Source organism: uncultured Fibrella sp. (assembly GCF_964250085.1).
In the GTDB taxonomy this organism is placed as follows: Bacteria; Bacteroidota; Bacteroidia; order Cytophagales; family Spirosomataceae; genus Fibrella.
This window is the reverse complement of the sequence record NZ_CAXUEC010000001.1, coordinates 1,162,857-1,186,221: the sequence shown is the minus strand read 5'-3', so window position 1 is coordinate 1,186,221 and position 23,365 is coordinate 1,162,857. Positions and strand designations below refer to the sequence as shown.

The following is a 23,365-nucleotide window of genomic DNA, read 5'->3' as shown; positions in this document are numbered from 1 at the left end:
CCGATGAAAATCACGTATCACGTCCTACTGATCACCGCCTCGTTAGCAACCACAATAGCCTGTAAGAAAGAGGATGCCGCTCAACCTGTTGTTCCCGTTCAGGCGCAGACGGTGACCAACCTGCCCGCCGACCCAACCACGGGCGTAAACCCAACCACAGGGCAACCCCTGGGAACCACTGGCAAATACACATTCTATAACCTGCGTGACAACAAAACCGTGGCCAACACCGATTCGGCCAGTAACAAATGGGATATTGGTTTCCGGGGAACGTCTGTTATCATCAACGGCGGACCCATCCGGAGCGGGCAGGGCGGCGCTTACGTATATACAGGTACGTTCGAGCAGCTAACGACCGTTCCCACGTCGGCCACGTTCGCGCAGGACCAGACGTCGGGACTGGCTATTCCGGCCGTTTCAGGCAGTGGCTGGTACAACTACAACTCATCGACGAACATTGTCACGCCCATTCCGGGCCGAGTGCTGGTTATTCGGACGGGCGACGGTAAGTATGCCAAACTGGAAGTGCTGAGCTACTACGAAAACGCACCCGCCGCGCCTGTCGCTACCAGCCGGTCCCGGTTCTACACGTTCAGGTACGTATACCAGCCCGACGGTTCTACCAAACTCAACTGACCCGACTGACGCTACGTGTGTGGCTTCGCGCCAAGTGTATTGCTGACGCGCCAGCCACCTAGCCAGCCCAAGTCATCTACTTATTACTCACGTTATTATCAACTCTGTTTCTAGCTGACCGGGCACCCGGCTAACCGCTTTCGTTATGCAGCATAACCATAAGTTCAGAACCTTTGTCGAAACCGAATTTGGGTACATCGGTATGTGTGTCGGTTGTCGCACGATCAACGTGGCTTTTCAGAATTCGCTGTTTTGCCTCACGCTCGATCAGTTCGAAGCCTTTGCCGAGATGATGCACAACCGGCTGGCGATGCGCCCGATCAACACCACGCATGGCAAGGAGTTTATGCTGCCCACACCCATGCCGAACTACTTTCTGCTGTTTTCCGAACAGGATCTGGCAAGCCTTTGCGCTCTGCTCAACGAAGCGGCTCCCGTGTTGGAAGCCGAGCGAATTCTGGATTTGAGCCAACGCCTGAACTGATCGCTATGAAGCCTGACGCTCATTTATCGCACCAAATTCTGGTCGAAGAACCCGGTTTGCTGCTGGCACAATGCCGCTGTTGCGGAGAGATCGAACTGTACTTCCGAAATATCACCATGGCACTGAACCTGACCGATCTGTACGCGCTGATTCGTCGGCTCGACACGATGGCAACGGCCAGTCGCTACGTAGTTGGTCTGCTCGACGTGCGCGACACGCTGGTTCGCGCCGGTTTCCAGGCAATCGGCCTGCACCTGACCGAAGGCGAACGCGACCAGCTTTCGCGCGGCCTCAGCCTCGCCTGCCTCCGACTCGACCTTGATCTACTCACACACGGCAGATTATCCCCGAATTGATATGTGAGCACACCACCAGTAGCGATTACACTCGTTGCCACTCGCCACAGGTGAGCGCACCACCAGTAGCGATTACACTCGTTGCCAAAGTAGCACCTGACACACCACGATTAGATTACGCTCAAACACGCCAAAACGCACGACAATGAACTACTTAAAACTCTTTTTTCTCTGTCTGATCACCACCGGGATCGCCAGGGCGCAAACCCCACCCCGGATCGTTTCGCTGGACGGAACAGTAAGCGAAATCCTGTGCGACCTGGGCTTGCAGGCGCGGCTGGTTGGTGTCGATGTGACCAGTACATACCCGGAAAGTCTGCAAAAGCTGCCTAAAGTGGGCCACAACCGGAGCATCTCGGCCGAAGGCGTACTGGCCCAGAAACCCACACTTGTGCTGACGACCGAAAAAGCGGGCACCAAAGCCGACGTCCTTGACCAACTGCGGTCGGCGGGCGTTCAGGTGATTACGTTCAAACAGGAATTTTCAGTCGATGGCACGAAAAAACTCATCACCGATATTGCCACTACCTGTCGCGTACCAAGCAAAGCCCGCGCGGTGATTCGTCGGCTGGAGGGTGATCTGGCAAAAGTGCAGCAGGCCACAGGTCGGCCAAAAGTACTGTTCATTTATGCGCGTGGGGCCGGAACGATGTTCGTAGCCGGCCGTGGCACCCCTGTCGAAAAGATGATCGACCTGGCGGGTGGACAGAATGCAACGCCTCAGTTCGAGGACTTCAAACCGTTGACAACCGAAGCCCTGGTGGCCGCTAACCCCGACATTATTCTGCTTTTTGATAGCGGGCTTGAAAGCCTCGGCGGCGACAATGGCCTGCTGAACGTACCTGGCATCGCACAGACCAACGCCGGTAAAAACAAGCGATTCGTCACCATAGACGGCCACCTGCTAACCGGATTCACACCCCGGCTGGGGAAAGCCCTCGGCGAACTGGCCCGTAAAATTGGTCCTGTCGGCACCCTCTAATCATGGAAACCAACACGCTCGCTGCGCCATCGGTAACCAAGCCAATCAACTTCACGGTGACGCACCAGCGCCCCTGGCTGATGCCCGCGCTGACAGTTGGCCTGATCGTAACCATGCTACTCTCCGTTGGCGTGGGCGCGGTGGCCATTTCGCCCGCCGACGTGCTGGCGATCCTGGGCCATTCGCTGGGCCTGACCGGTGCCGTTGATGAAACGAAAACCGTTATCCTGACCACCATTCGGCTGCCGCGTGTGTCCCTGGGTTTGCTCATCGGGGCGGGGCTGGCGGTAGCTGGAGCAGCTATGCAGGGCCTGTTTCGCAATCCGCTGGCCGACCCCGGCCTGATCGGTATTTCGTCGGGGGCTTCGCTGGCGGCAGTGGCAATGATCGTGCTGGAAGTGACCCTGTTTCAGAAGCTTTCCGGCTTGCTGGGTTATTACGCGCTGTCGCTCGTTGCTTTTGCCGGAGCCTGCGGCACAACCCTGCTCGTGTATAGGCTGGCGCGGGTGGCGGGCCGGTCGGTGGTGACAACGATGTTGCTGGCGGGCATTGCCATCAACTCGCTGGCGGGTGCCCTAACGGGCCTGCTAACGTACCTGGCTACCGATGAGCAACTGCGGACGGTCACGTTCTGGGCGCTGGGCAGTCTGGGCGGAGCCAGTTGGACCACCGTTCTGACAATACTCCCGTTCACCATCGTGGTGCTGCTGGGCCTGCCGCGACTGGCGAAATCGTTGAATCTGCTGGCGCTTGGCGAAAGTCAGGCCGCCATGCTGGGCGTGAACATAACGGGGCTGAAACGCCGGGTCATTGTGCTGGCAACGCTGGCCGTGGGTACGTCGGTAGCGGTGGCGGGCATCATCGGGTTTGTTGGGCTGGTCATTCCGCACCTGATTCGGCTGGTGGCGGGCTCCGACCATCGGCGTTTGCTAGTGGGCTCGGCCCTTGGCGGCGCCATTGTGCTAACCGCCGCCGACGCCCTGGCCCGTACCATCGTGGCCCCCGCCGAACTGCCCATCGGTATTCTGACGGCCCTGCTGGGAACGCCCGTTTTTCTGTGGATGCTTATCAACGAACGAAAAACAACCTAAGCCATGCTGCAAGCCAACCAGGTGTCGTACCGAATTGGGGACCGAACGCTGCTGAACGCCCTTTCTTTCCAGGCGCGGGCGGGCGAACTGCTCGCCATTGTTGGCCCAAATGGGGCGGGCAAGTCGACTCTACTCAAGCTCTGTGCCCGCGAACTGGAACCCGTTTCCGGCTCGATCACGGTGCTGGGCAAGTCGGTGCATGACTACACGGGGAAGCAACTGGCCCTGTTTCGGGGTGTGCTTCACCAGCAGAATACGCTGACCTTTCCGTTTCGGGTAGACGAGCTGGTGCTGATGGGCCGCTACCCGCACTACGGCGCGCACCCGGCCGCGGCAGACTACGCCATTGCCGAGGCTGCCCTGGACACCGTGGGCATGCGCAGTTTCAGTTCCCGGATCGTGTCTACGTTGTCGGGCGGCGAACAGCAGCGCGTTCAACTGGCGCGGGTGCTGGCCCAGGTCTGGAATGTACCTGACGGCCTGCTTTTACTGGATGAGCCCACCACGGGCCTCGACCTGCTGCACCAGCACCACCTCCTCGACGTGGCCCGGCAAATGGCCCGGCGGGGTTATGCGGTGGTGGCGGTGCTGCACGATCTGAACATGGCCGCTCAATATGCCGACAACATGCTGATGCTCAAATCGGGCCGCCGGGAAGCGTACGGCAACCCGCGCGAGGTGCTCACCGCTCCCATCATTGAACGGGTATTTGGTCTGCCGGTTCAGTTGGTCGACAACCCCTGCCACCAATGCCCCCTGATTGTTCCTGTTCCCAACTTCCAATCGGCTTTTAGCCAGTAAAAACTACTTCCCTAATGACTACCGACACGCTTTCTCTCAAAACGCGCTGGGCTGATTTTCGCCGGCAAAACCCCAAATCACGCATCCGCGACGCCGCTAAACAACTGGGCGTCAGCGAGACCGAACTACTCGTTACGGGTGTTGGCCAAACCGTTGTCCGGCTGGCGGGTGACTTTCGTGAGCTGCTTAAACAGGTATCGTCGCTTGGGTACGTGATGGCCCTGACCCGCAACGATGTGCTGGTTCACGAACGCAAAGGCGTGTACGAAAAGGTATCGTTCAATAACCATGTTGGTCTGGTACTTGGTCCTGATATCGACCTGCGGCTGTTCATGCATCGCTGGCAGTGGGGATTCGCCGTCAATGAAAACGACCGCCGAAGCCTCCAGTTTTTCGATGCGCAGGGCGAAGCCATCCACAAGATTTACCTCACCGACCAGTCAAATCTGGCAGCCTACGAAAACCTGGTGGCCGCTTTCCGGTCAGACGATCAATCTGACCGTTTGCTCATCGCACCTTCCGACGAGAAAGTGGCCGACAAACCGGATGCAGCCATCGACGTACCTGGTTTTCAGTCAAGCTGGCTGGCCATGCAGGACACGCACGAATTTTTCGGACTGCTCCGCCAGTACAGCGTTGGTCGGCAGCAGGGGTTACGATTGGCTCCCGAAGGGCACGCGCAATTGCTGTCGATGGACATACTGAAACAGGTTTTTGCCAATGCCGCCGACCGCGATGTGTCGATCATGGTCTTCGTGTCTAATCCGGGTTGTATCCAGATTCATACCGGGTCGGTGAAGAAACTGGTGCAGATGGGGCCGTGGTACAACGTGCTCGACCCGGCGTTTAACCTGCACCTCAACGAAACGCTGGTCGATCAGGTCTGGCTCACGAAAAAACCCACCGCCGACGGCATCGTAACGGCGCTGGAACTGTTCGATAAAACCGGCCAGAATGTAGCGTTGGTTTTCGGCGAACGGAAACCTGGCAAACCAGAACTCGATACCTGGCGAGTCGCCGTAGCCGATGCCCTGGCTGCCAGTCTAACCGGCGTTTGACCCCGGCAACGTACCTGGGCTGGGCGGGCAGTTGCTCACTGAATTGTACCGCCCACCGGTAACCCACTGGGTACGCTGGCGGGTATCGATTTGTCGAAGGTGGTGTCGGTGAGAGCATGGAGAAACTCGATCAGGTCATTGCTTCGGGTTACACGGGGCCGCAACAGGGAGTCGAGTCGGGCAACAGGTACGTTGCTGTTCAGTTGCGTGCCGTCTTTCACGACGTCATAAAACACCAGCACATCGGCCAATGATTGTTGCTTGCCATTATGCATGTAGGGTGCAGTAAGTGCGCTATTCCGCAGGCTTGGCGTTCGGAAAGCATACGCGCCGTTGCTGCCTGTATCGGTGTAACCCAGTTTGTCGTTATCGGCTACGCCCAGCACGTGCGTTTTGTAATCGCTGAACATCGGCCCGTTATGACAGGTGTTGCAGCCGTTTTGCACAAACAGCACCATGCCCCGTTTCTGAGCCGGGGTCATTGCAGCCCGGTCGCCCCGCAGGTAACGATCGATCGGCGCGTTGTTGGCCAGCAGCGTTCGTTCATAGGCCGCCAGTGCTTTCCCAAGCGTCTGGGCTGAGATCGCCGCCGACCCACCAAACACCGTTGTGAACGAAGTTCGGTAGGCCGGAATGGCCCGTAGTCGGGCCAGTACGCTGTCGATAGCCGATGCCTCTGTGAACACATGTCCCCGCATTTCTTCAAACGTGGTGATGGGCATCAGCGACTGCGATTCGAGCGACCGGGCCCGCAGATCGAAGAACATCGGCGCGGTGGCGGGGTCGTACTGGCCACGGGTATTCATACCATTAAAGGCCACGTTCAGCAGCGTCGGTGTGTTGCGTTTGGTGCGTGGAGTGGTTTGCCCCGCGCTGAAATGCCGGTTCGGGCCAAGCCCTTCTCCACCAACGCCAATGGGAAGGTCGAGGCCATCGGTATAGCCAAAATTCGGGTGGTGGCAGGTGGCACAGGCTACGTCTTTGTTTCCCGATAACACCGGGTCGTAGAACAGCATCTTGCCAAGGGCTACCTTTCCGGGGGTTCGCGGATTGTCGGCGGGGTCGAGTACGGTTTGGGGCAGGGCGGCAAAATTCTGTTCAATGTCTACGGTCAGCTCCGTAGGCTGGCAGGCGTAGATCGTCAGGCCGTACACCGCGACACCGGCCAGTAAAGCGATGGTTTTGAGCAGGTTCATTGCGATTAGATTAAAGGGTATAGCCAACAGAAAGCCCCACATTATTGGTCAGGACCACAGCGCCGTTTTCTGGTTTGAACAGCCCACGGTACTCAATCCCAAGCTGGGTACGTTGATTCAGGCGAAAGCCAAACCCGACGATGGCGCTGGGAATGAGGCTGTTCAACGTTTCGTCGATGGCGTAATCGGGAAAACGAAGACGCATCCGTTCGCTCCAGTATTGGGCACCCACGCCCGCCGAAGCGAAGAACGCCTTCCGCGATTGGTAGCGATAACCGATGTTCACCAGGCCGATGCTGGCCGTAAACGCGCTGGTCGGTTTCTGAAAAAAATGGGCATAGCCGATCTGCGCAAACCACGCGTTCGGACTATGGCGAACGGGTCGGCTCACCTCGGCCCGCAGCCCCGTTCCGAGCAGGTAAAAACTGGATTTAGCCAGTTGCGGATTAACCAGACCATCGGCCCAAACGGTGTACCGGAGCGGTTGCTGCGCCACTATTGGCTCAGTGATAGCCACGAGGAACAGGAAAAACAGGATCGTTTTCATGATATAATTCGGTTGAGACTGACACAAAAAGCCCTGAACAAGCCGTTTACGGCTTGTGGAGCATTGGTAGGTAGATGACACGTTGTGAACAGACGCTGAGCCGATTGGCTAGCCGTCTAACCAGGCTTTGAACGAGGGGGCTTTGTCGCGGCTTACCAGCACCTCCTGCGCCGTTTCGGGCCGGAGTTCGACTTTAAGCTTTCCGTTGAAATAAGTGTGTATTTTCTGAATGGCCGTAACCTGAGCAATGAACTGCCGGTTGAGCCGAAAAAACTGGAGCGGGTCAACCACGGCTTCCAGTTCCTCCAGCGTGTAGTCGATCAGGTACTGCCGACCGTCGCGGCTAACCAGGCAGGCGAGTTCGTTGGCCGCGTAGAAATAGGCTACCTGATCCTGAGCAATGGGAATAAGTTGCTCACCCTGTTTAACCAGAAATCGCGTTTTGTGCGCCCGCCGACTGATCGCCAGACTATCCAGCAACGACTCTACTTTCTGCGCGTAGGCCTGCGGCGAAAACGTCTGTTTCAAAGCTTCGTATTTCCTGATCGCCTCGGCCAGTTCGGGTAGTTTAATGGGTTTCAACAGGTAGTCGATGCTTTTCACCCGGAACGCCTTGATGGCATACTCATCGTAGGAAGTCGTAAAAATGATCGGGCTATGGGCGGGAAACGCGTCGAAAATCTGAAAGCTCAACCCATCGGAAAGCTGAATATCCGAAAAGATCAGATCGACCGGCTGGCCCGTAGCAAACCATCGCCTGGCCGCCTCCACGCTTTCGAGTACACCAACAATCTCGACGCGGGGATCGAGTTTGCGGATGAGCTTTTCAAGCCGCTCGGCGGCAGGGTATTCGTCTTCAATGAGTAACGCTTTCATAGCTGGCGAAAAACGGGACGAACGCAGGTACGTTGATGAAGGCCATTAGGCAAGCTGGGCGAGCAGCGGAATTTTCACGGTGAACAGTCCACCCTGCCGAACAACTTCCACCTGCCGGTCGGTGAGCAGGCTGTAGCGGTTGATGATGTTCTGCAACCCCACCCGCGTCGACTTCTCCAGGATCGTCTTTTCCTGAATATTATTCGCCACAACCAGTTGGTCGCCCTCCTGCTGAATACGGATCGTCAGGGGGCTCTCTTTTGAAACGACGTTGTGTTTGATGGCATTCTCGATGAGCATCTGCAAACTCAGCGGCGTCACGTACTGCCCGTAGGCTTCGGGCGATAGCTGCTTGTCTACCTGTAAGTTATCCCGGAATCGAATCTTGTTGAGGTACACATACGCATCGACAAAAGCGATTTCTTCTTCGAGCAATACTGTATTTTTAGTCCGGCTTACCAACACGTAGCGGTACACATCAGACAACCGTTCGAGGTACTGCTGGGCGTCGATGTTCTCGTCGTCGATCAGAGCGGCGAGCGTATTCATACTGTTGAAGAGAAAATGTGGATCGAGCTGATTTTTCAACACCGCCAGTTGCGACTGTACACTTTCGCGCGCCAGCGATTCGGTCTTGCGGACATTCAGTTTCCAGGCCTCGAAAAAGTAAATCGCCTCATATACCAGGTACACCAGCAGCGTGGGAATCAGGCTCATGCGGAACCCCACGAACAGGCCTTCATTGTGAAAAATAAGTTTGCACAGCACCTGATCGAGCAGGTACGTAGCCACGAAAGTGAACAGCAACCCCAGCGCGGCTTCGCTCAGCAGCCGCCGGGTAGTCTGGTTATAGGCCGGAAACCGGCAACGCATCCGCTTAATAATAAAGCGGTTACCTTCCCATAACGACACCGTTGTGCAGATGGCTATGACTACATACATGCCATACGCAGCGTTCAGTTGCCGGAAGTCGCTGAAGTGCTGAATGGCTGGAATCACAAGGCTCAGAAGCGGCATGCCAATTAGGCGCATCTTGCGATCATGTAGGGTATACAACGGTGCTTCCATTGGTTCGCTTTGGGAAAAGCCGGATCGGGATGGCAGGAAAGATACTGGTTTCGAGAGGATAAATCAGTTTCTGCGGAAGCCAAAGGTATAGCCGATGGTGACGTTTGCCAGCAGCCCGCCAGTGCCCGGAAAGCCCTGCGATGCGGCTTTGTAGGTTTCCGTCCGGTTCGTTGCCTTGTTGCTATACGTCAGCTTGTTGTCGTCCAGCGAACTCCAGACGTTTGGCCAGAAGCGGAGGCTCGGCAAGATCAGAATGCCCGCCAGCGCGTTGTTCTGTTTCCGAAACGGATAATACCGATAATAGGCTCCCAGACCGAGCGTGACGGTTTTGTAGGTCGTCAACAGCGCATTTCCCGCTTCGGTCTGTCCGTTGTAATTCACGTCATACTGATGCAGTTTAGGCTCAAAGCGAATATCTAAGCCGGGTGTGAGGCGGTAACCGATGCCAACACCCAGGGTCGATACCAGCTTTTCGTTGAGTTTCTGGTCCTGCGCCAGTAGCGAGGCCGTCTGCCCCGACAGGTTGATGTTGAAACCGTGCGAGTAATCAAATACCATGCGCCTGGTAGTATACTCGGCCTGCACATTGAAGCCGCCCAGCAGTAGTTGACTAATACCGGTGCCGAAGCTAAAGCGGTTGGAGTACGGGAAATCAGCCCGTTGCTGCGCCATTGTCGACGTGCCAAATGCCAGTCCGGCAATGAGGGTGAACGCTAACTTTTTCATGTTGTCTTGCCTGTCGCCAACGACTTTGTTGCCGTTGACGGAACAAAACTGGGCACAAACGGGAAGCGGGTAAAGCGATTCGGGGGTGAACCGTCGGCTTGCGGAGGCGAACCGTTGGCCCGGCCCGGCGAACCGGACATCTGTTACCGAACCGTTAAGTCGCCACTTGCCGGGGCGTAAAGCAGCGATGGTTGGCTGAATTTGGTTTTCTTTGCTTTATGGTCGAAACGCGTTCGTCAAATTCACGTTCAGCACAACGGGTCAATCGGTCTCTCGGCATTCGTGCCGATGAGGGGCAGATCGTCCGTTTGTTTTTTCTGCACAACTTTTTGCTGGGTATCGGCACGGTACTGGTCTACGTAGCGGCCAACGTGCTCTTGCTCGAAAACCACCCGGAAACCAGCTTACCGATTGCCTACATGGCTTCGGGCGTTGGTATGGCTGTGGTGGGGCGTATCTACGCGCATTTCGAGCATCACCTGGCGCTTCAGCAACTAGCCACGCGGGTGCTGTGGTCGGTGATTGTGCTGACGGCGGTGATTGCGGGGTTCGTTGTGTTTGGCCATTCAGTAGCCGCCGCCATCACCATCATGGTGGGTTACCGGATCATCTACCTGCTCACCAACCTGGAGTTCTGGGCGGTATCGGCGCTGGTATTCGATGTACGACAAAGCAAGCGCTTATTTGGCGTTATCAGTTCGGGCGACATGCCCGCTAAAGCCCTCGGCGCACTGCTGGCCGCCCTGATTCACGGTCACGGGCCGCTGGTGTGGCTGCTGCTGCTGGCGTTTGCCTGTTACGGAGTAGCCCTGGTTATCACCAACCGAAGCATCCGGCTGCACAACATCGAAGCCACGTCGCGCCCCGTGCGGTCAAACCGGCGCACCACCCGCCCGTGGGTCGAGCAGTTGTTTGGCGGTAGCGACCTGATCTCGGCCGTTTGCCTGACGCTGGTTCCGGTGGCGATGATCGCGGCGGGTATCGAATACGAATTTTTCATCAACGTAAAGCATAAATTCCACGATCAGGGCGAGGTGATGCACGCGCTGGGCGAAGTGCTGGGGGTAACGTACCTGCTGGCCATGGGCGTGAAAGCCCTGTTTTCGCGGCGCGTGCTCGATCAGTTCGGCATCATGCCCACCCTTGGCGGGTTGCCCGTGCTGGCGGCCGTAGGCTTTGCGGCCTACGGTCTGATTGCCTGGCGACCAACCAGCGAAACGGCGCAGCTTCTTTACTTCAGCCTGCTGTATATCTCGTTTGAAGTGGTCCGCCGCGCTATTTTCGACCCGGTGCTACTGGTTCTGTTTCAGCCACTTCCGCCCCAACAACGGCTCAAAGGGCATACCCTGGCGAAGGGGCTCTACGAACCAATAGGCATTGCTTTGGCCGGGGTGGCGCTTTGGCTGGTGTATACCATCGGCGAATCGTCGTATCAGTGGCTGCTACTGGCGGGTTTCGTGTTGAGCGCGCTGCTGTTCGTCTTTGTGCAACGTACCTACCGGCATTATGTAAACACCTTGCAGGATGCCCTCAGCCGCCGGTTTATCGCCCCCGACGAGGTAACCCTGCGCGGCACCGCGGCCACTTTTGTTGAACAGGCACTGGACAGCAACAACCCGGTCGACGTGATTAACGCCCTCGAATTTGCCCATGCGCTCCCGGCCGATGCCCTTCAGCAACGTACCCAGGCGCTGCTGCGTCATCCCGAAGCCGTGGTTCGGCAACGGGCACTAACCCTGACCGACCCACTGCATGTACCGGCACTGCTGACTACCCTGGGCGATCTGGCGCAACACGACCCCGACGCCACCGTGCGCCACGAGGCCGCCGAGCAACTCACCCGCACGGCATCGGGCTACGCATCGCTTATGCCGCCCCGATCGCTCGATGTGGCCCGCCTGCTGTTGAGTACAGCCGACATGCCCGCCCGCGAAGGAGCCATTATCGGTCATCTGCGCACCAACCTTCAGGATAAAAACGCGCTGGCCAGCCTGACTGAACTGGCCGCATCCGATAATCCCGGTCGTCGGGTGGCGGCGCTGGCTTGTCTGGCTGCGCTTGGCAGCGAGGGCAACCTGATGCCGGATCAGGCCCAGTTTGTGGCCGCTAGTTTACACGGAGCAGACCCGGCGGTGGTGGAAGCGGCTTTGCGCGTTGCCGCCTGGCAGCCAGACCCGGCCATGCGGCGTCAGCTCGTCGCGTTCCTGCCGCACCGACGGTATGGCCGGACAGCCGTGGAAAGCCTGATTGCGCTCGGCGATGAAGCCCTGCCGTTGTTACCGGCTATTGACTCTTTATTGGGGCAGGCGTTGCTGGTGAAACGGACGGCAACCGTTGCGGGAAAAATAGCGACCGAACCGGCACGTACCTGGCTGCTCGATCAACTAGCCAACGCCCTGCCAACCCAGCGTGGCGCGCTGCTCGATGCCCTGAACACGTTCTCACCCACAGAGCGCGACAACGACCTGTATAGCCAACTGCTTACCGACGAACTGGCCCTGACCTACCGCCTGCTGCACGGAAAAACCGAAAGCCTGTCGCCCCGGCTGGCCGATGCCCTCGACTACGAATTGACCGTCGTAACCGACCGGATTCTGTTGCTGCTGATGGGCCTATATGACCGCGAAACCGTTCGGAACGTACGCCAGAGCCTGACGCACCAAACGGCCGAACGCCGCGCCAATTCGCTCGAACTGCTCGAAAACATGACAGGCTCCAACACAACGGCGAGCCACTCACGCGCTGTGTACGCCGGGCTACTGGCCATTTCCGACACGGCCTTGCCCCTCCCCGACCGACTTGCTCTGCTAAAACCCCACGTTCAGCTACCCGCAACCGAAACGGCCATTCAATCCTACATTCGCCAGACCGGGCACACTACGTTTACCGAATGGACGGTGCTCTGCCTGAGTGCCGACGATATGCTTTCCGACACAGACCCGTCACCCAGTATGCATCACAACACCACCACAGCATCGACTTCAACCATTGAGCGGGTTTTTCTACTGAAAAGTACCAGCCTCTTTGCCGACACCCCCGCCAACGTGCTTGGCAGCATTGCCCCGATCATGAAAGAGGTGTCGTTTTCTGACGGGCAGGCAATTGTGCGGAAAGGCGATCTCGGCACCAGCCTGTTTATTATTCACGATGGGCAAGTGGGCATTTACGATGGGCAGCAGGCACTGGCCGAAATGCACAAAGGAGATGTCTTCGGCGAGCTAGCCCTGCTCGACGCCGAGCCTCGTTCGGCTACCGTAATCGCCCACGGCGACGTGCTGCTGTTCCGCATCGATCAGGACGATTTCTACGACCTGATGGAAGAACGCGACGAACTATTGCGCAACATCATCCGCCTACTGAGCCGCCGCATCCGTACGCTGAATCAGGGTCTGGCCAGGAGTTAATAGGGTGCGGGTTTTGGATAGGAACGCGTGCACTATTCATAGCGCCGCCGAATGCTTTCGGTGAGCAGTTCGTAGATGCGGGCAACATCGGGTTTGGGGCGCAGGTACGTTAAGTGGTTTCCAATCACCTGTGCATCGTTGCGGCGGGCGGGGCCAGTCTGCACATCGGCGGGGTGGTCGGCGTCGAGGGCTTTTCGTATGGTTTCGCGGATCAGCGGTTTCAGCAAGTCGAACTCCAGGTCTTCATCGTCGGTAATGTCTTTGGCCAGCGCCATCAGGTGATTGCTGAAATTGCAGGCCAGCACCGCCGCCACATGCAACGCCCGCCGCTCGGCCGAATTGACCAGATACACAATCGTGCTCATCTCCTGCCCCATCGTCACCAGTTGTTGCTGAGTCTCGCTGTTATCGGCCTCGATGCAGAGCGGAATCTGTTCGAAATCGAGCAGGACACGGCCGCGCGAGAAGGTTTGTAACGGGTAGAAAACGCCGGTTTTTACCGGTACGTCACTGTACACGCTCATCAGTTGCCGCAGTTTCTCCAGCGAAAGACCACCCGATGTATGCACGATCGTGGCGTTTTCGGGCAGCACCAACCGGGCACATACCTCATCGAGCGCATGGTCGGGCACGGCCAGAATAAACAACTGCGACGGGTTGTTCGCCAGATTGAGCTCTGAAACAGGGCGGGCATCATACAGCATCGTAGCCAGTTGCCTGGCGTGCGTCAGTTGCCGACTGTAGATGGCCAGTACATGATGTCCCGCATTTTCAAGGGCAGGAGCCAGATGCCAGGCCACATTCCCCGCGCCGATAAAGGTGATGGTCATAGATTAATTATCAATCAACAATTAACAATGATCAGTTGCTGAACAGGTTTAACACTTGCCAAATCTATAGTTCTGGCTGAAGTTGCAAAGCAATAAAGGATCATTGATAATTGCTCATTGTACATTGACAAAAACCTTCCCCCCATTCAGCGCGTATATTTGGGTACACGATCCTGCCCTATGCACGTACCTGCTTTTCTTCGCCCGCTTGGCCTCGGCCTGTTCCTGATCGGCTTTGCGGCCTTTGTCTACGTACTCACCCTCGGCCAGTTTCGACTAACGAACGACGTACTCAGCCAAACGCTGAAGCCCGAACACCAGGCCGTGTTGCCCCCCCGCTTCGCCCCGCTGCTGAATAAGACCTACTACAGTAACCTTCACTTTATCAGCGACATACGAACCGTCATAGACACATACAACAAGGAGCAGCAGGATAAACAGAACTGGAAAGCGGTCATCTACGACGACTATCTGTTCGACCTCACCAAACGCAGCACCAGCGGTGGCGCCGCCGATCACGGTATCTGGTTCTGGCTCAGTATTGGGCTGGCCGCGCTGGGCACGCTGCTGTATGCCCTCCCCCGCCTCAACGACAAACCCGGCATTCGCAACAACGGCATCATGCGCCACCCCGCCACCCATCGCGGCTGGATCGGTATCATCGTGGGTACGTTCCTGATCGGCTTTTATATCCTGCTGTATTTCTATCCCGAATACCTCACCAACTGGACGGCTCTGGTCGATCCATTCAGCCGCGCCCTCAACGGTGGCCCGGCCAGCAAGTGGTTTCTCTACGGATTTCTGTACACGGCCGCCGTGACGGTCATGGGCGTGCGAATGCTCATCAAATACCGCCACAGCCGCTACCAGCAATACCGGACACTGTCGGTGATGGCATTCCAGCTCTTTTTCGCGTTTCTCATTCCCGAGTTGATGAGCCTGCTCAACGCGCCCTACCAGGACCTGAAAAGCATCTGGCCCCTCGATTACGACTTCTTCTTCGACTATGAAATCAACGCCAAACTGAAAGCCGGTACGCTGGGCATTTTCATGTTTGTCTGGGGCACCGCCCTCTCCACGGTGGGCGTTCCAACCATCACGTATTTTGTGGGCAAACGCTGGTACTGCTCGTGGGTATGCGGCTGCGGTGGCCTGGCCGAAACCCTCGGCGACCCTTACCGTCACCTATCTGACAAATCACTGAAAGCGTGGAAAATTGAGCGGGTCCTGGTGCATAGCGTCCTGGTTTTCGCCGTGGTAATGACCCTGCTGGTGCTCTACAGCTACTTCTCCGGCCAAAGCGCCCTCTTCGGCTTCCTCGATTCGTACAGCGTTCGCAAGGCCTACGGTTTCCTGATCGGTTCCATCTTCGCGGGCGTGGTGGGCACTGGTTTTTACCCGCTCATGGGTAATCGTGTCTGGTGCCGGTTTGGGTGCCCGCTTGCCGCTTATCTAGGTTTGGTTCAGCGATTTAAATCACAATTCCGCATCACCACCAATGGCGGGCAATGCATCTCCTGCGGCAACTGCTCGACCTACTGCGAAATGGGTATCGACGTCCGCGCCTACGCCCAGAAAGGCCAGGACATCGTCCGTTCGTCCTGCGTCGGTTGCGGCATCTGCTCGTCGGTATGCCCACGTGGCGTACTGAACCTGGAAAACGGCCCGGTCAATACGCGGAAGATTTGAGTTGACACCAATGGTTCGTGCTCAATGCAAGTTAGGAGTGTACCCTTCTTTATTTCGCAACTAATAGTAATGCATTCTAGCTTCGTTGCATAGTTTCGTAGCCAAGGCTACTGGCCGTTTAGCGACCCACATATGGCACGCGAGCTTATTACCCACTTTTGCTACAACCATTCAGTCGCTATGCGACCAATAGGTTTAGCTACGAAGCCACACAATAAAGCCAATAAGCAACGTATCCATTCAGCTTATTTTTGATCCATTCACTCAGGTTACGCATTCGCCAGGAAGCCTATGCTCAGCTTGTTTGAATTTGATTCAATAAATTGCCAGTCGCTTCAGTGTTCAGTCCTGGCAACGTAGTTAGTATGTTTTCGTCTATCCTTCTATTCATCGTATGCTTGGTTAACGGCTATTCCGATCAGGGTGAACAGCCCAAAAATGGCCAGTCAATCCGGATTTATGGAAGCTGCTATAATGTGGCAACGGGTGCCGACTTATTGGTTGACGCTTTTGTGGTTGCTGAGGGTAAAAAGGTAAAAATAGGCACTAGTACCGGCAACGGTAAATTTGATTTTCAGCTACCTGTTTCAGCAACGTACCTATCATTTGAGGCAGATGGCTATCAGCCAGTTTCTGCACCCGTACAATTTTCCGGCGAGATGGAAGAAAATGCCCGGTTCATGGTTTATGTTCCCATGAGCGCGACCGGTTCGCTGGCGCTGCCACCCCTTACCCGATTTTCCCTCTTTTTTATAGCGCCAAACGATCTGGATATCGACTATAAATTAACTAAACTAAACAGCGCTACGTATTCAACGCGATTACAATTTACCAGCGGTCATCATATACCAAATCTGGAATTACAAACCATCGCTCCCGGAAACTACATGCTGGCAACGGCTATCAACCACGGGCAGGTAATTAACGATGAGCCAGTAACGATTGGAAAAGGATTTACCTTTAAAATTATTCGCTTTCCGAAGCCCAGCGTACTGGCTACCACGGCTAGTTTACCATTCGCCACTAAGCTTGTTTATTTCGATCAAAGCAGTTACGACCTACGAGCCGATACAAAGGCCAGCCTGGATTCTGTTTCCCGTCTTTTGCTAAGTCAGCCAACTAAAGTGATCAAATTAACCGGCTACACCGACAACGTAGGCAAGCGCGATCTGAACGTAACTTTATCCGAATATCGTGTACGAACAATAGTAAATTATTTGCAGCAGCGGGGCATAAATCCGGCAAAAATTGTTTCCGTCTGGAAAGGACCAGATTCGCCCAACGCACCGAACGATTCGGAAGAGAATAAGAGCAAAAACAGACGCGTCGCCATCCAGCTTATACCCAACTAATACCCTGTATTCGTAACTTGACCAGACAAATCGAGCTGCGCCACCCCATCAGTTCAACCCAACGCATGACCCCTGCTGTACAATTTGGCCTGCGCGTAACGCTCTGGAGCTTGTTGCTCGCCATTGGCAGCTATTTTTCCATGAGCTTGAACCCCTTTCAAGGGAGTGTCATCTTCCTGTTTCTTCTGGTCGCTGTCATCGTACAACTTGTTTTACTTCGCAAAAAAGGCCTCCGTTACGTAGGTGCTTTCCTGCTGTGTACAGTCGCGCTCACCAGCCTCTTTATCTACCTGGACGATCGCCTGATCGACCATCCCAGACGGTATTATTCCATTCATTGAACGTACCCAGCCCTGCACAACCATGTTCGGAATCGACAATTTTGCGGCGTTTCTCCTGGCCGGTATCCTGCTTAACATGACGCCCGGCTCCGATACAATGTATATTCTGGGCCGGAGTCTATCACAGGGTATGCGGGCGGGCGTTTACTCGGCGCTGGGTATTGCGGTGGGGTGCCTCGTTCATACGTTTCTGGCCGCTTTCGGGTTGTCGGTCCTCATCGCCCAGTCGCAGGTGGCGTTCAATGTGGTGAAGTATCTGGGAGCCGCCTACCTGTTTTATCTGGGCATCAGAATGATTCTGACCCGAGATGAAGCCGCCTTCGACGTGGCGGCTATCGCCGAAACGAACTACCGGCAAGTGTTTATCTCAGGCGTGGTCACAAACGTGTTGAACCCAAAAGTGGCCTTGTTCTTTATCGCTTTTCTGCCGCAGTTCGTGCAGAAATCCTACGGCCATACGTCGCTCTCTTTCCTGCTGCTGGGTATCACCTTCAACCTCACGGGCACCATCTGGAACCTGTTACTCGCCATTTTCTCGGCCAATATGAGCGAAGGCTTTAAACGCAATGGTCGAATTAAAACCTGGCTCAACCGGTTTACTGGTACTATTTTCATCCTTCTGGGCATTAAACTAGCTGTCGAACGAAGCCGATAAGGCTAGCTGAAAAGACTTTTCTTTGCAACTCGATTTTAATTATTCCTATAAAATCTATAGAATAAATAACAATCTTAAAAATAGTGAGTTCGTTCCCTCACAATATCCGCTTGCCAGTCAGGCAACTGTGGATAATAGGCTTACTTGGTCATGCATTCGCTACCAGTTATCCCGTAGATACTCTCGTTAATCTGTACAAGTAAGCTTTCTCTATGCGTCGTGTAGCCAACAAAACGGGGCTGTTTAGTTTCCTTATTTTCCTCCTTTTTTCCGGTAGCCTGATCGTGTCCCTCCTCGCCAAACAGCCGCTGCTCTGGATGGACGAAATTCTGAGCTACCTCCTCATTTCAGACCAGTCGCTGGCTCATCTCAATGAGGCCATCGTTAGCGGTTTAGATGCCAATCCGCCTTTATTTGCCAATCTGTACTGGCTTATTGCGCATGTCGTCAGCATGAACGTGGTCTTTTTAAAGGGCATATCGGTGGTCATTTTTGCCGCTACACTCGCTTTTTTTCATTATTACACAAGCCGCATACTGGGCGGTCCCATCCGAAATTTCGTGCTGATCACCAGCCTGGCGGCCTTTACGTACCTGAACAGCACACTGGCAACCCAGATTCGGGCGTATCCGCTCTTTCTATTGCTCACCCTTGGCTATTTCGTTGTACTTCACCAACTAACCCGCCAACCAACTAAACCAACCTGGCTGCTGGCCCATGTGGGCCTGGGTCTGCTCGTGGTGCTCACGCATAACTTTGGCTTGTTTTACGTAGCGGCGGCGGGTGCCTTTTTCTGCTTGCTCTGGCTATGGTCGCGAAACCGCGCCTATGCGTATGTGCTGGGTACGTTCCCCATAATTGGTCTTGTGTGGCTGGTAGTCTGGTATACCAGTTTCGCCATTCAGGCCAAAGCAGGTGAACCCCACTCCTGGATTCCGCTACCAACGGTTCATTCGTTCTTTCAGATTGTGGGTGAACTGGCTCCCGCTCTATCGGCCCGGCTGGAAGCCGCTGGTTCGGTGCCGGTTCTTCCTGCGTTGCGCTTCGCGGGGCTGGTTATCCTCTTCTTCGCGATCGCCGTTCCCAGCCTGAAAGAGGGTTTCCGCGCCGCTGTGTCTGACTCGGGTTTTATGCTGTACCTGCTGGCGGCGTTTATTTACCTGGCAACGATCAGCATTACACTGATTGTCAGTCTGGTACACACATCTGTTTTCATCAGCCGGTATCTGTGGCCCAACCACCTGCTGGTCATCTACCAACTAGTCTACGCCTATCATTTCTTTACCAGTCGCGAACGTACCTGGCCGCGACTGGCTCATGCCTTTCCGGCTAACTACGCGTTTCGCCGATTTAAATTCGCCGGGAGCAGGCTGATCCCATTATTGCCCGTGTACGTTGCCGGGCTGGCCTGCCTGCTGTTTTATCAGGGTCGGAAGGTAGCCCTGGCCCCGACCACCGTCATGATGTATGTCGACCAGTTAGACAAGCGGTATCCGGTCTTTCTGGAATCGTCGATCAACTTTATGCCCGTCTGGTTTTATAGCCATACTCACCGACCGGTCTATTTTCTGCTGGATTATAAATCGGCGTTTGACCCTGCCAATGACCCGGGTGCATCGGTGGGATTTCATACGCTGGCGGCCGTAAAAGCCAAATACCATGTGGGTGCCGTTAGGCCGCTTGCTTCCTTCAACGCACAGACAGTTCCCCATTTTTTCGTGGTCGACGAGCGGTGGAACTACCAGATCGAGCGGTTCATTCAAAACAAGTCGATTCAGATTATTCGGACTATCCCAACCACGATGCCCGGTATCTCCATTCGTGAATGCGTATTTGCAGATGCGTCCTTTTCGCCTGAAAAGCCAGAAAATTGCCATCACCTGGCGTTAGTTTCCAAGTAGCTGACTAACCTTTTTCGGCGGTCTGGGGTTGGTTTATTGTGCGCTTCCGGCGTACACACCTCGCTATGTCATCCCACAATCGCATTCTATACTGGTTCCGCAACGACCTGCGGCTTCACGATAATCCTGCTTTTAGTGCAGCCTGCACCGAAGCGGCGGAAGTACTCCCCGTTTACGTATTCGATCCCCGGCAGTTTCGGGAATTGCCTGTTCCAGGCATCAAAAAAACGGGAATTTTCCGCACCAAATTTCTCATCGAATGCGTGGCTGACCTTCGGGCCTCGCTCCGGTTGCGCGGTGCCGACCTGATCATTCGCGTTGGAGACCCCGCCTGCATTCTGGCTGATCTGGCCGAAGATATCGACGCTACGGCTGTTTACGCCAGCAAAGAAGTGACTTCGGAAGAAACCGATGTTGAATCTGCGTTGTCGAAGCGGCTGAAGCCATTAAACATTGATATTGAGTTGCTCTGGACCAGTACGCTCTACCACATTCGCGACTTACCGTTTGGCATCATTAAACTGCCGGATGTCTTCACCCACTTCAGAAATCAACTGGAAAAACACGTGCAGGTACGTGAGCTGGACCCCACACCCGACCAGGTACGTATGCCTGCCGGTGTTGAGGCCGGGGACCTGCCGACGCTAAGCCAGTTTGGATTTCCAACTGACTATCAACCCGATACAAGGGCGGCCATTAGTTTTAAAGGTGGTGAGACCGTGGCCCTCGACCGGCTCCACCATTACCTCTGGGCCAGCGACCTGATACGTACCTACAAGGAGACGCGCAACGGCATGTTAGGTGAAGCCTATTCGAGCAAGTTTTCGCCCTGGCTGGCTCACGGTTGCCTGTCGCCACGCCTGATCTACCACGAAGTGAAACGGTACGAAGCTGAACGCCTGCGTAATGACTCCACCTACTGGCTGATTTTCGAGCTGATCTGGCGTGATTTTTTCCGGTTCGTAGCCTTGCGCTTCGGCCCGCGGCTATTCAAACCAAGCGGTATCAAACATGATCTGAAAAGACGGTGGCAACGCGACACCGACCTGTTTCGGCGCTGGGCTGGTGGCGAAACAGGTATCCCATTTATCGACGCCAACATGCGGGAACTGAACGCAACGGGATTCATGAGCAACCGGGGCCGACAAAACGTAGCCAGTTTCCTGGTGTCTGATCTTGGAATCGACTGGACCTGGGGCGCGGCCTATTTCGAAAGTATGCTCATCGACTACGACCCGTGCAGTAACTGGGGCAACTGGAATTACATAGCCGGCGTAGGTAATGATCCCCGTGGGAATGGGGAAAAAGCGAGATATTTTAATGTATACAGTCAGGCCACCCGCTATGATGAGCAGGGTGCTTACGTGAGGCATTGGCTACCGGAACTCGCTAACGTACCTGCCGAAAAAATTCATCTGTTGTCCCAACTCTCTCCTCAGCAACAAATCGACTATGGGGTAACGCTGGGGCAGACATACCCGTTGCCGCTTGTTAACCCGGCAAAATGGCTAAAAGAATGAACTAGTAACAATTTGTTAATTTCTATTAATCTATAGAGTTAAAATAGTAATACAGCTATATTTTGTCACTGTAATTACTGGATTTATACGTTATGAGTACAATTTTCAGCTAAATCAACATTTTTTTCCCGCACCGTCAATTTAAAAAATCCAAAGTCTTCGCAACATCGTATACCATAAGCTTTCCCGAACAACCGGCGGAAGTTAACCGATTCTTATTTCTACGATTATGGAAGAACTTAACACATTGCCTGAGTCGCCGACCCGAGTGGAAGGTGTGGGCCGTCGGTCGTTCCTGCGTTATGTGGGTGGGGCCGCAGTAGTTGGAGGGATTTTATCATCCTGCACACCAACCTCTGATGACGTTACCTCGTCAACAAACCTGGGTGGTTACAACCTGAACAAGTATGCCCGCCAGATGAGCAACGGCATCACCGTTAATTTAGGATCAGGTGAAGTTGCCATCCTTAACTACGCTTACGCGTTGGAACAACTCGAAGCAGCTTATTACGAAGCGCTGCTGGCAAACCCTTATCCAGAAATGACCGCTATGGAGCGCGCTATGTTTATGGATATCCGGGACCACGAGGTTATTCACCGCGAATTTTTCAAGAGAGCATTGGGTGCAGCCGCCATTCCCGGCCTGACGCCAAACTTCAGTGGTATCAATTTCAAGCAGCGCTCGGTAGCAATCGACGTAGCCCGTCAGTTCGAAGATGTGGGTGTAACAGCTTACAACGGCGCTGGCAAATTCCTGAAAACGGCTGATTACCTGCTAACTGCCGGCAAAATTGTATCGGTAGAAGCTCGTCACGCGGCCCTATTGAGCGAGTTGCAGTTCCCACTTCAGACTGCCTTTGCGGGTGATACCCCAATCGACGGTCAGGGTCTGGAGCGTTCACGTGAACCAGGTGCTGTGTTAGCGATTGTAGCTCCATTTGTGGAGGAAACGATCACCTACACATTAGGTTAATCAATCTTATCATCGAATAAAAAGAAACTCAGCAATGAATCTGCAAAATATTCTCAACGAGCTGGAGTCCGTCGATGGCGAGGTTTTCGACCGTCTGGCTCATGTATCACGCCGCAACATGTTCAACATGTGGGCGAATAAAGCGGCCAAATTAGCCGTAGCTGCTCCCGCAGTAATGGCTTCGGCCCTGTCTAATGCCTATGGTCAGTCAGGTTTGCCAGCCGGTGTAGTTGACGTACTCAACTTTGCCCTGACGCTCGAATACCTGGAAGCCGAATTTTATGTGCGCGGCACCGAAACAGCCGGTCTGATTCCAAGCCAGTACATGATGATCTTCCGTCAGATTCGTAAGCACGAAGAGGCTCACGTACGGTTGCTCCGCTCGGTATTGGGTGCTCAGGCTGTTGCCAAACCAACGTTCGATTTCACGGCGAAAGGCGCGTTCCCAACTGTATTCTCGAGCTTCGATACGTATGCTGCCTTATCGCAGGCGTTTGAAGATACCGGCGTTCGGGCCTACAAAGGTCAGGCTGGTAACCTGATTGCTGCGCCAGCCGTGCTGGAGGTTGCCCTCAACATTCACTCGGTAGAAGCCCGTCACGCGGCACGGATTCGTTCGTTGCGTGGTTTCAAAGGCTATATCACTGAATCAGATGCCTCTGGTCTGCCAGCGGCTATCTATGCCAACGACAACATAACGGTGCAACTTGGTGTTGAACTGAATGGTATTGCTGGCAAATCGCATGCGGCTGTAACGGAATCGTTTGATGAGCCACTAAGCAAAGCAGATGTATTAGCCATCGCTGGTCCATTCATTGCCTAGTACCCGACTCGGCTACTAGTTTAGAAGTGGCTAAACGCCCGGCAGGCCATGTGCTT

At 55.0% G+C, this 23,365-nt stretch carries 23 protein-coding genes; 17 read left to right on the top strand and 6 right to left on the bottom strand.

The features are described 5' to 3' along the window. Nucleotides 1–3: 3 nt before the first annotated feature. The 7 genes from ACFE8Q_RS04745 (at nt 4) to ACFE8Q_RS04715 (ending at nt 5,408) form a co-directional block, all read left to right on the top strand. Nucleotides 4–636, top strand: coding sequence for an HmuY family protein (locus ACFE8Q_RS04745; RefSeq protein ID WP_375444206.1), 633 nt, complete (start codon nt 4–6; stop codon nt 634–636). 145 nt (nt 637–781) lie between these two features. After that, nucleotides 782–1,120 (top strand): DUF6686 family protein, encoded by a 339-nt coding sequence (locus ACFE8Q_RS04740; protein ID WP_375444205.1) that lies wholly within the window; start codon nt 782–784, stop codon nt 1,118–1,120. Between the two features lie 5 nt (nt 1,121–1,125). Further along, nucleotides 1,126–1,476, top strand: a complete 351-nt coding sequence (locus tag ACFE8Q_RS04735) for a hypothetical protein (protein ID WP_375444204.1) — start codon at nt 1,126–1,128, stop codon at nt 1,474–1,476. Between the two features lie 145 nt (nt 1,477–1,621). After that, nucleotides 1,622–2,458, top strand: coding sequence for a hemin ABC transporter substrate-binding protein (locus ACFE8Q_RS04730; protein ID WP_375444203.1), 837 nt, complete (start codon nt 1,622–1,624; stop codon nt 2,456–2,458). A gap of 2 nt (nt 2,459–2,460) precedes the next feature. After that, entirely contained in the window at nt 2,461–3,549 is a 1,089-nt protein-coding gene (locus tag ACFE8Q_RS04725) for a FecCD family ABC transporter permease (RefSeq protein WP_375444202.1), read from the top strand. Between the two features lie 3 nt (nt 3,550–3,552). Further along, nucleotides 3,553–4,350 (top strand): heme ABC transporter ATP-binding protein, encoded by a 798-nt coding sequence (locus tag ACFE8Q_RS04720; RefSeq protein ID WP_375444201.1) that lies wholly within the window; start codon nt 3,553–3,555, stop codon nt 4,348–4,350. Between the two features lie 14 nt (nt 4,351–4,364). Next, the gene (locus ACFE8Q_RS04715; protein ID WP_375444200.1) at nt 4,365–5,408 is read left to right on the top strand and encodes a hemin-degrading factor; all 1,044 of its coding nucleotides are present in this window, start codon (nt 4,365–4,367) and stop codon (nt 5,406–5,408) included. 35 nt (nt 5,409–5,443) lie between these two features. Here the strand turns inward: ACFE8Q_RS04715 and ACFE8Q_RS04710 are convergent, their stop codons facing one another. The 5 genes from ACFE8Q_RS04710 to ACFE8Q_RS04690 all read right to left on the bottom strand — a co-directional run bounded on the left by ACFE8Q_RS04710 (nt 5,444) and on the right by ACFE8Q_RS04690 (nt 9,821). Continuing rightward, the gene (locus ACFE8Q_RS04710; RefSeq protein ID WP_375444199.1) at nt 5,444–6,604 is read right to left on the bottom strand and encodes a cytochrome-c peroxidase; all 1,161 of its coding nucleotides are present in this window, start codon (nt 6,602–6,604) and stop codon (nt 5,444–5,446) included. A 10-nt stretch (nt 6,605–6,614) separates the two neighbouring features. Continuing rightward, entirely contained in the window at nt 6,615–7,151 is a 537-nt protein-coding gene (locus ACFE8Q_RS04705; RefSeq protein ID WP_375444198.1) for a hypothetical protein, read from the bottom strand. A 108-nt stretch (nt 7,152–7,259) separates the two neighbouring features. Then, nucleotides 7,260–8,027, bottom strand: a complete 768-nt coding sequence (locus ACFE8Q_RS04700; protein WP_375444197.1) for a LytR/AlgR family response regulator transcription factor — start codon at nt 8,025–8,027, stop codon at nt 7,260–7,262. Between the two features lie 45 nt (nt 8,028–8,072). After that, nucleotides 8,073–9,059, bottom strand: a complete 987-nt coding sequence (locus ACFE8Q_RS04695) for a sensor histidine kinase (protein WP_375444196.1) — start codon at nt 9,057–9,059, stop codon at nt 8,073–8,075. 99 nt (nt 9,060–9,158) lie between these two features. Then, complete coding sequence (locus tag ACFE8Q_RS04690) at nt 9,159–9,821, bottom strand: hypothetical protein (RefSeq protein WP_375444195.1); 663 nt, start codon at nt 9,819–9,821, stop codon at nt 9,159–9,161. A gap of 6 nt (nt 9,822–9,827) precedes the next feature. Here ACFE8Q_RS04690 and ACFE8Q_RS04685 point away from each other — a divergent pair, with 6 nt between their 5' ends. Together ACFE8Q_RS04685 and ACFE8Q_RS04680 are read left to right on the top strand one after the other, a co-directional pair. After that, nucleotides 9,828–10,001: a hypothetical protein gene (locus tag ACFE8Q_RS04685; RefSeq protein ID WP_375444194.1), complete on the top strand. Its 174-nt coding sequence runs from the start codon at nt 9,828–9,830 to the stop codon at nt 9,999–10,001. 38 nt (nt 10,002–10,039) lie between these two features. Then, complete coding sequence (locus tag ACFE8Q_RS04680; protein WP_375444193.1) at nt 10,040–13,225, top strand: cyclic nucleotide-binding domain-containing protein; 3,186 nt, start codon at nt 10,040–10,042, stop codon at nt 13,223–13,225. Between the two features lie 32 nt (nt 13,226–13,257). Here ACFE8Q_RS04680 and ACFE8Q_RS04675 read toward each other — a convergent pair whose 3' ends face one another. Further along, nucleotides 13,258–14,055, bottom strand: coding sequence for a Rossmann-like and DUF2520 domain-containing protein (locus tag ACFE8Q_RS04675; protein ID WP_375444192.1), 798 nt, complete (start codon nt 14,053–14,055; stop codon nt 13,258–13,260). Between the two features lie 180 nt (nt 14,056–14,235). Here ACFE8Q_RS04675 and ACFE8Q_RS04670 point away from each other — a divergent pair, with 180 nt between their 5' ends. The 8 genes from ACFE8Q_RS04670 (at nt 14,236) to ACFE8Q_RS04635 (ending at nt 23,309) form a co-directional block, all read left to right on the top strand. Next, complete coding sequence (locus tag ACFE8Q_RS04670; RefSeq protein ID WP_375444191.1) at nt 14,236–15,744, top strand: 4Fe-4S binding protein; 1,509 nt, start codon at nt 14,236–14,238, stop codon at nt 15,742–15,744. A gap of 365 nt (nt 15,745–16,109) precedes the next feature. Continuing rightward, a complete protein-coding gene (locus ACFE8Q_RS04665) occupies nt 16,110–17,096 on the top strand; it encodes an OmpA family protein (protein WP_375444190.1) in 987 nt (328 codons plus the stop codon). 65 nt (nt 17,097–17,161) lie between these two features. Then, nucleotides 17,162–17,437, top strand: a complete 276-nt coding sequence (locus ACFE8Q_RS04660; protein WP_375444189.1) for a hypothetical protein — start codon at nt 17,162–17,164, stop codon at nt 17,435–17,437. A gap of 22 nt (nt 17,438–17,459) precedes the next feature. Next, nucleotides 17,460–18,092, top strand: coding sequence for a LysE family translocator (locus tag ACFE8Q_RS04655; RefSeq protein WP_375444188.1), 633 nt, complete (start codon nt 17,460–17,462; stop codon nt 18,090–18,092). A 212-nt stretch (nt 18,093–18,304) separates the two neighbouring features. Continuing rightward, nucleotides 18,305–19,993 (top strand): hypothetical protein, encoded by a 1,689-nt coding sequence (locus ACFE8Q_RS04650; RefSeq protein ID WP_375444187.1) that lies wholly within the window; start codon nt 18,305–18,307, stop codon nt 19,991–19,993. A 65-nt stretch (nt 19,994–20,058) separates the two neighbouring features. Next, entirely contained in the window at nt 20,059–21,513 is a 1,455-nt protein-coding gene (locus tag ACFE8Q_RS04645) for a DASH family cryptochrome (protein ID WP_375444186.1), read from the top strand. Nucleotides 21,514–21,742: 229 nt separating this feature from the next. Further along, entirely contained in the window at nt 21,743–22,486 is a 744-nt protein-coding gene (locus tag ACFE8Q_RS04640) for a ferritin-like domain-containing protein (RefSeq protein ID WP_375444185.1), read from the top strand. A 34-nt stretch (nt 22,487–22,520) separates the two neighbouring features. After that, entirely contained in the window at nt 22,521–23,309 is a 789-nt protein-coding gene (locus tag ACFE8Q_RS04635) for a ferritin-like domain-containing protein (protein WP_375444184.1), read from the top strand. Nucleotides 23,310–23,365 lie beyond the last annotated feature (56 nt).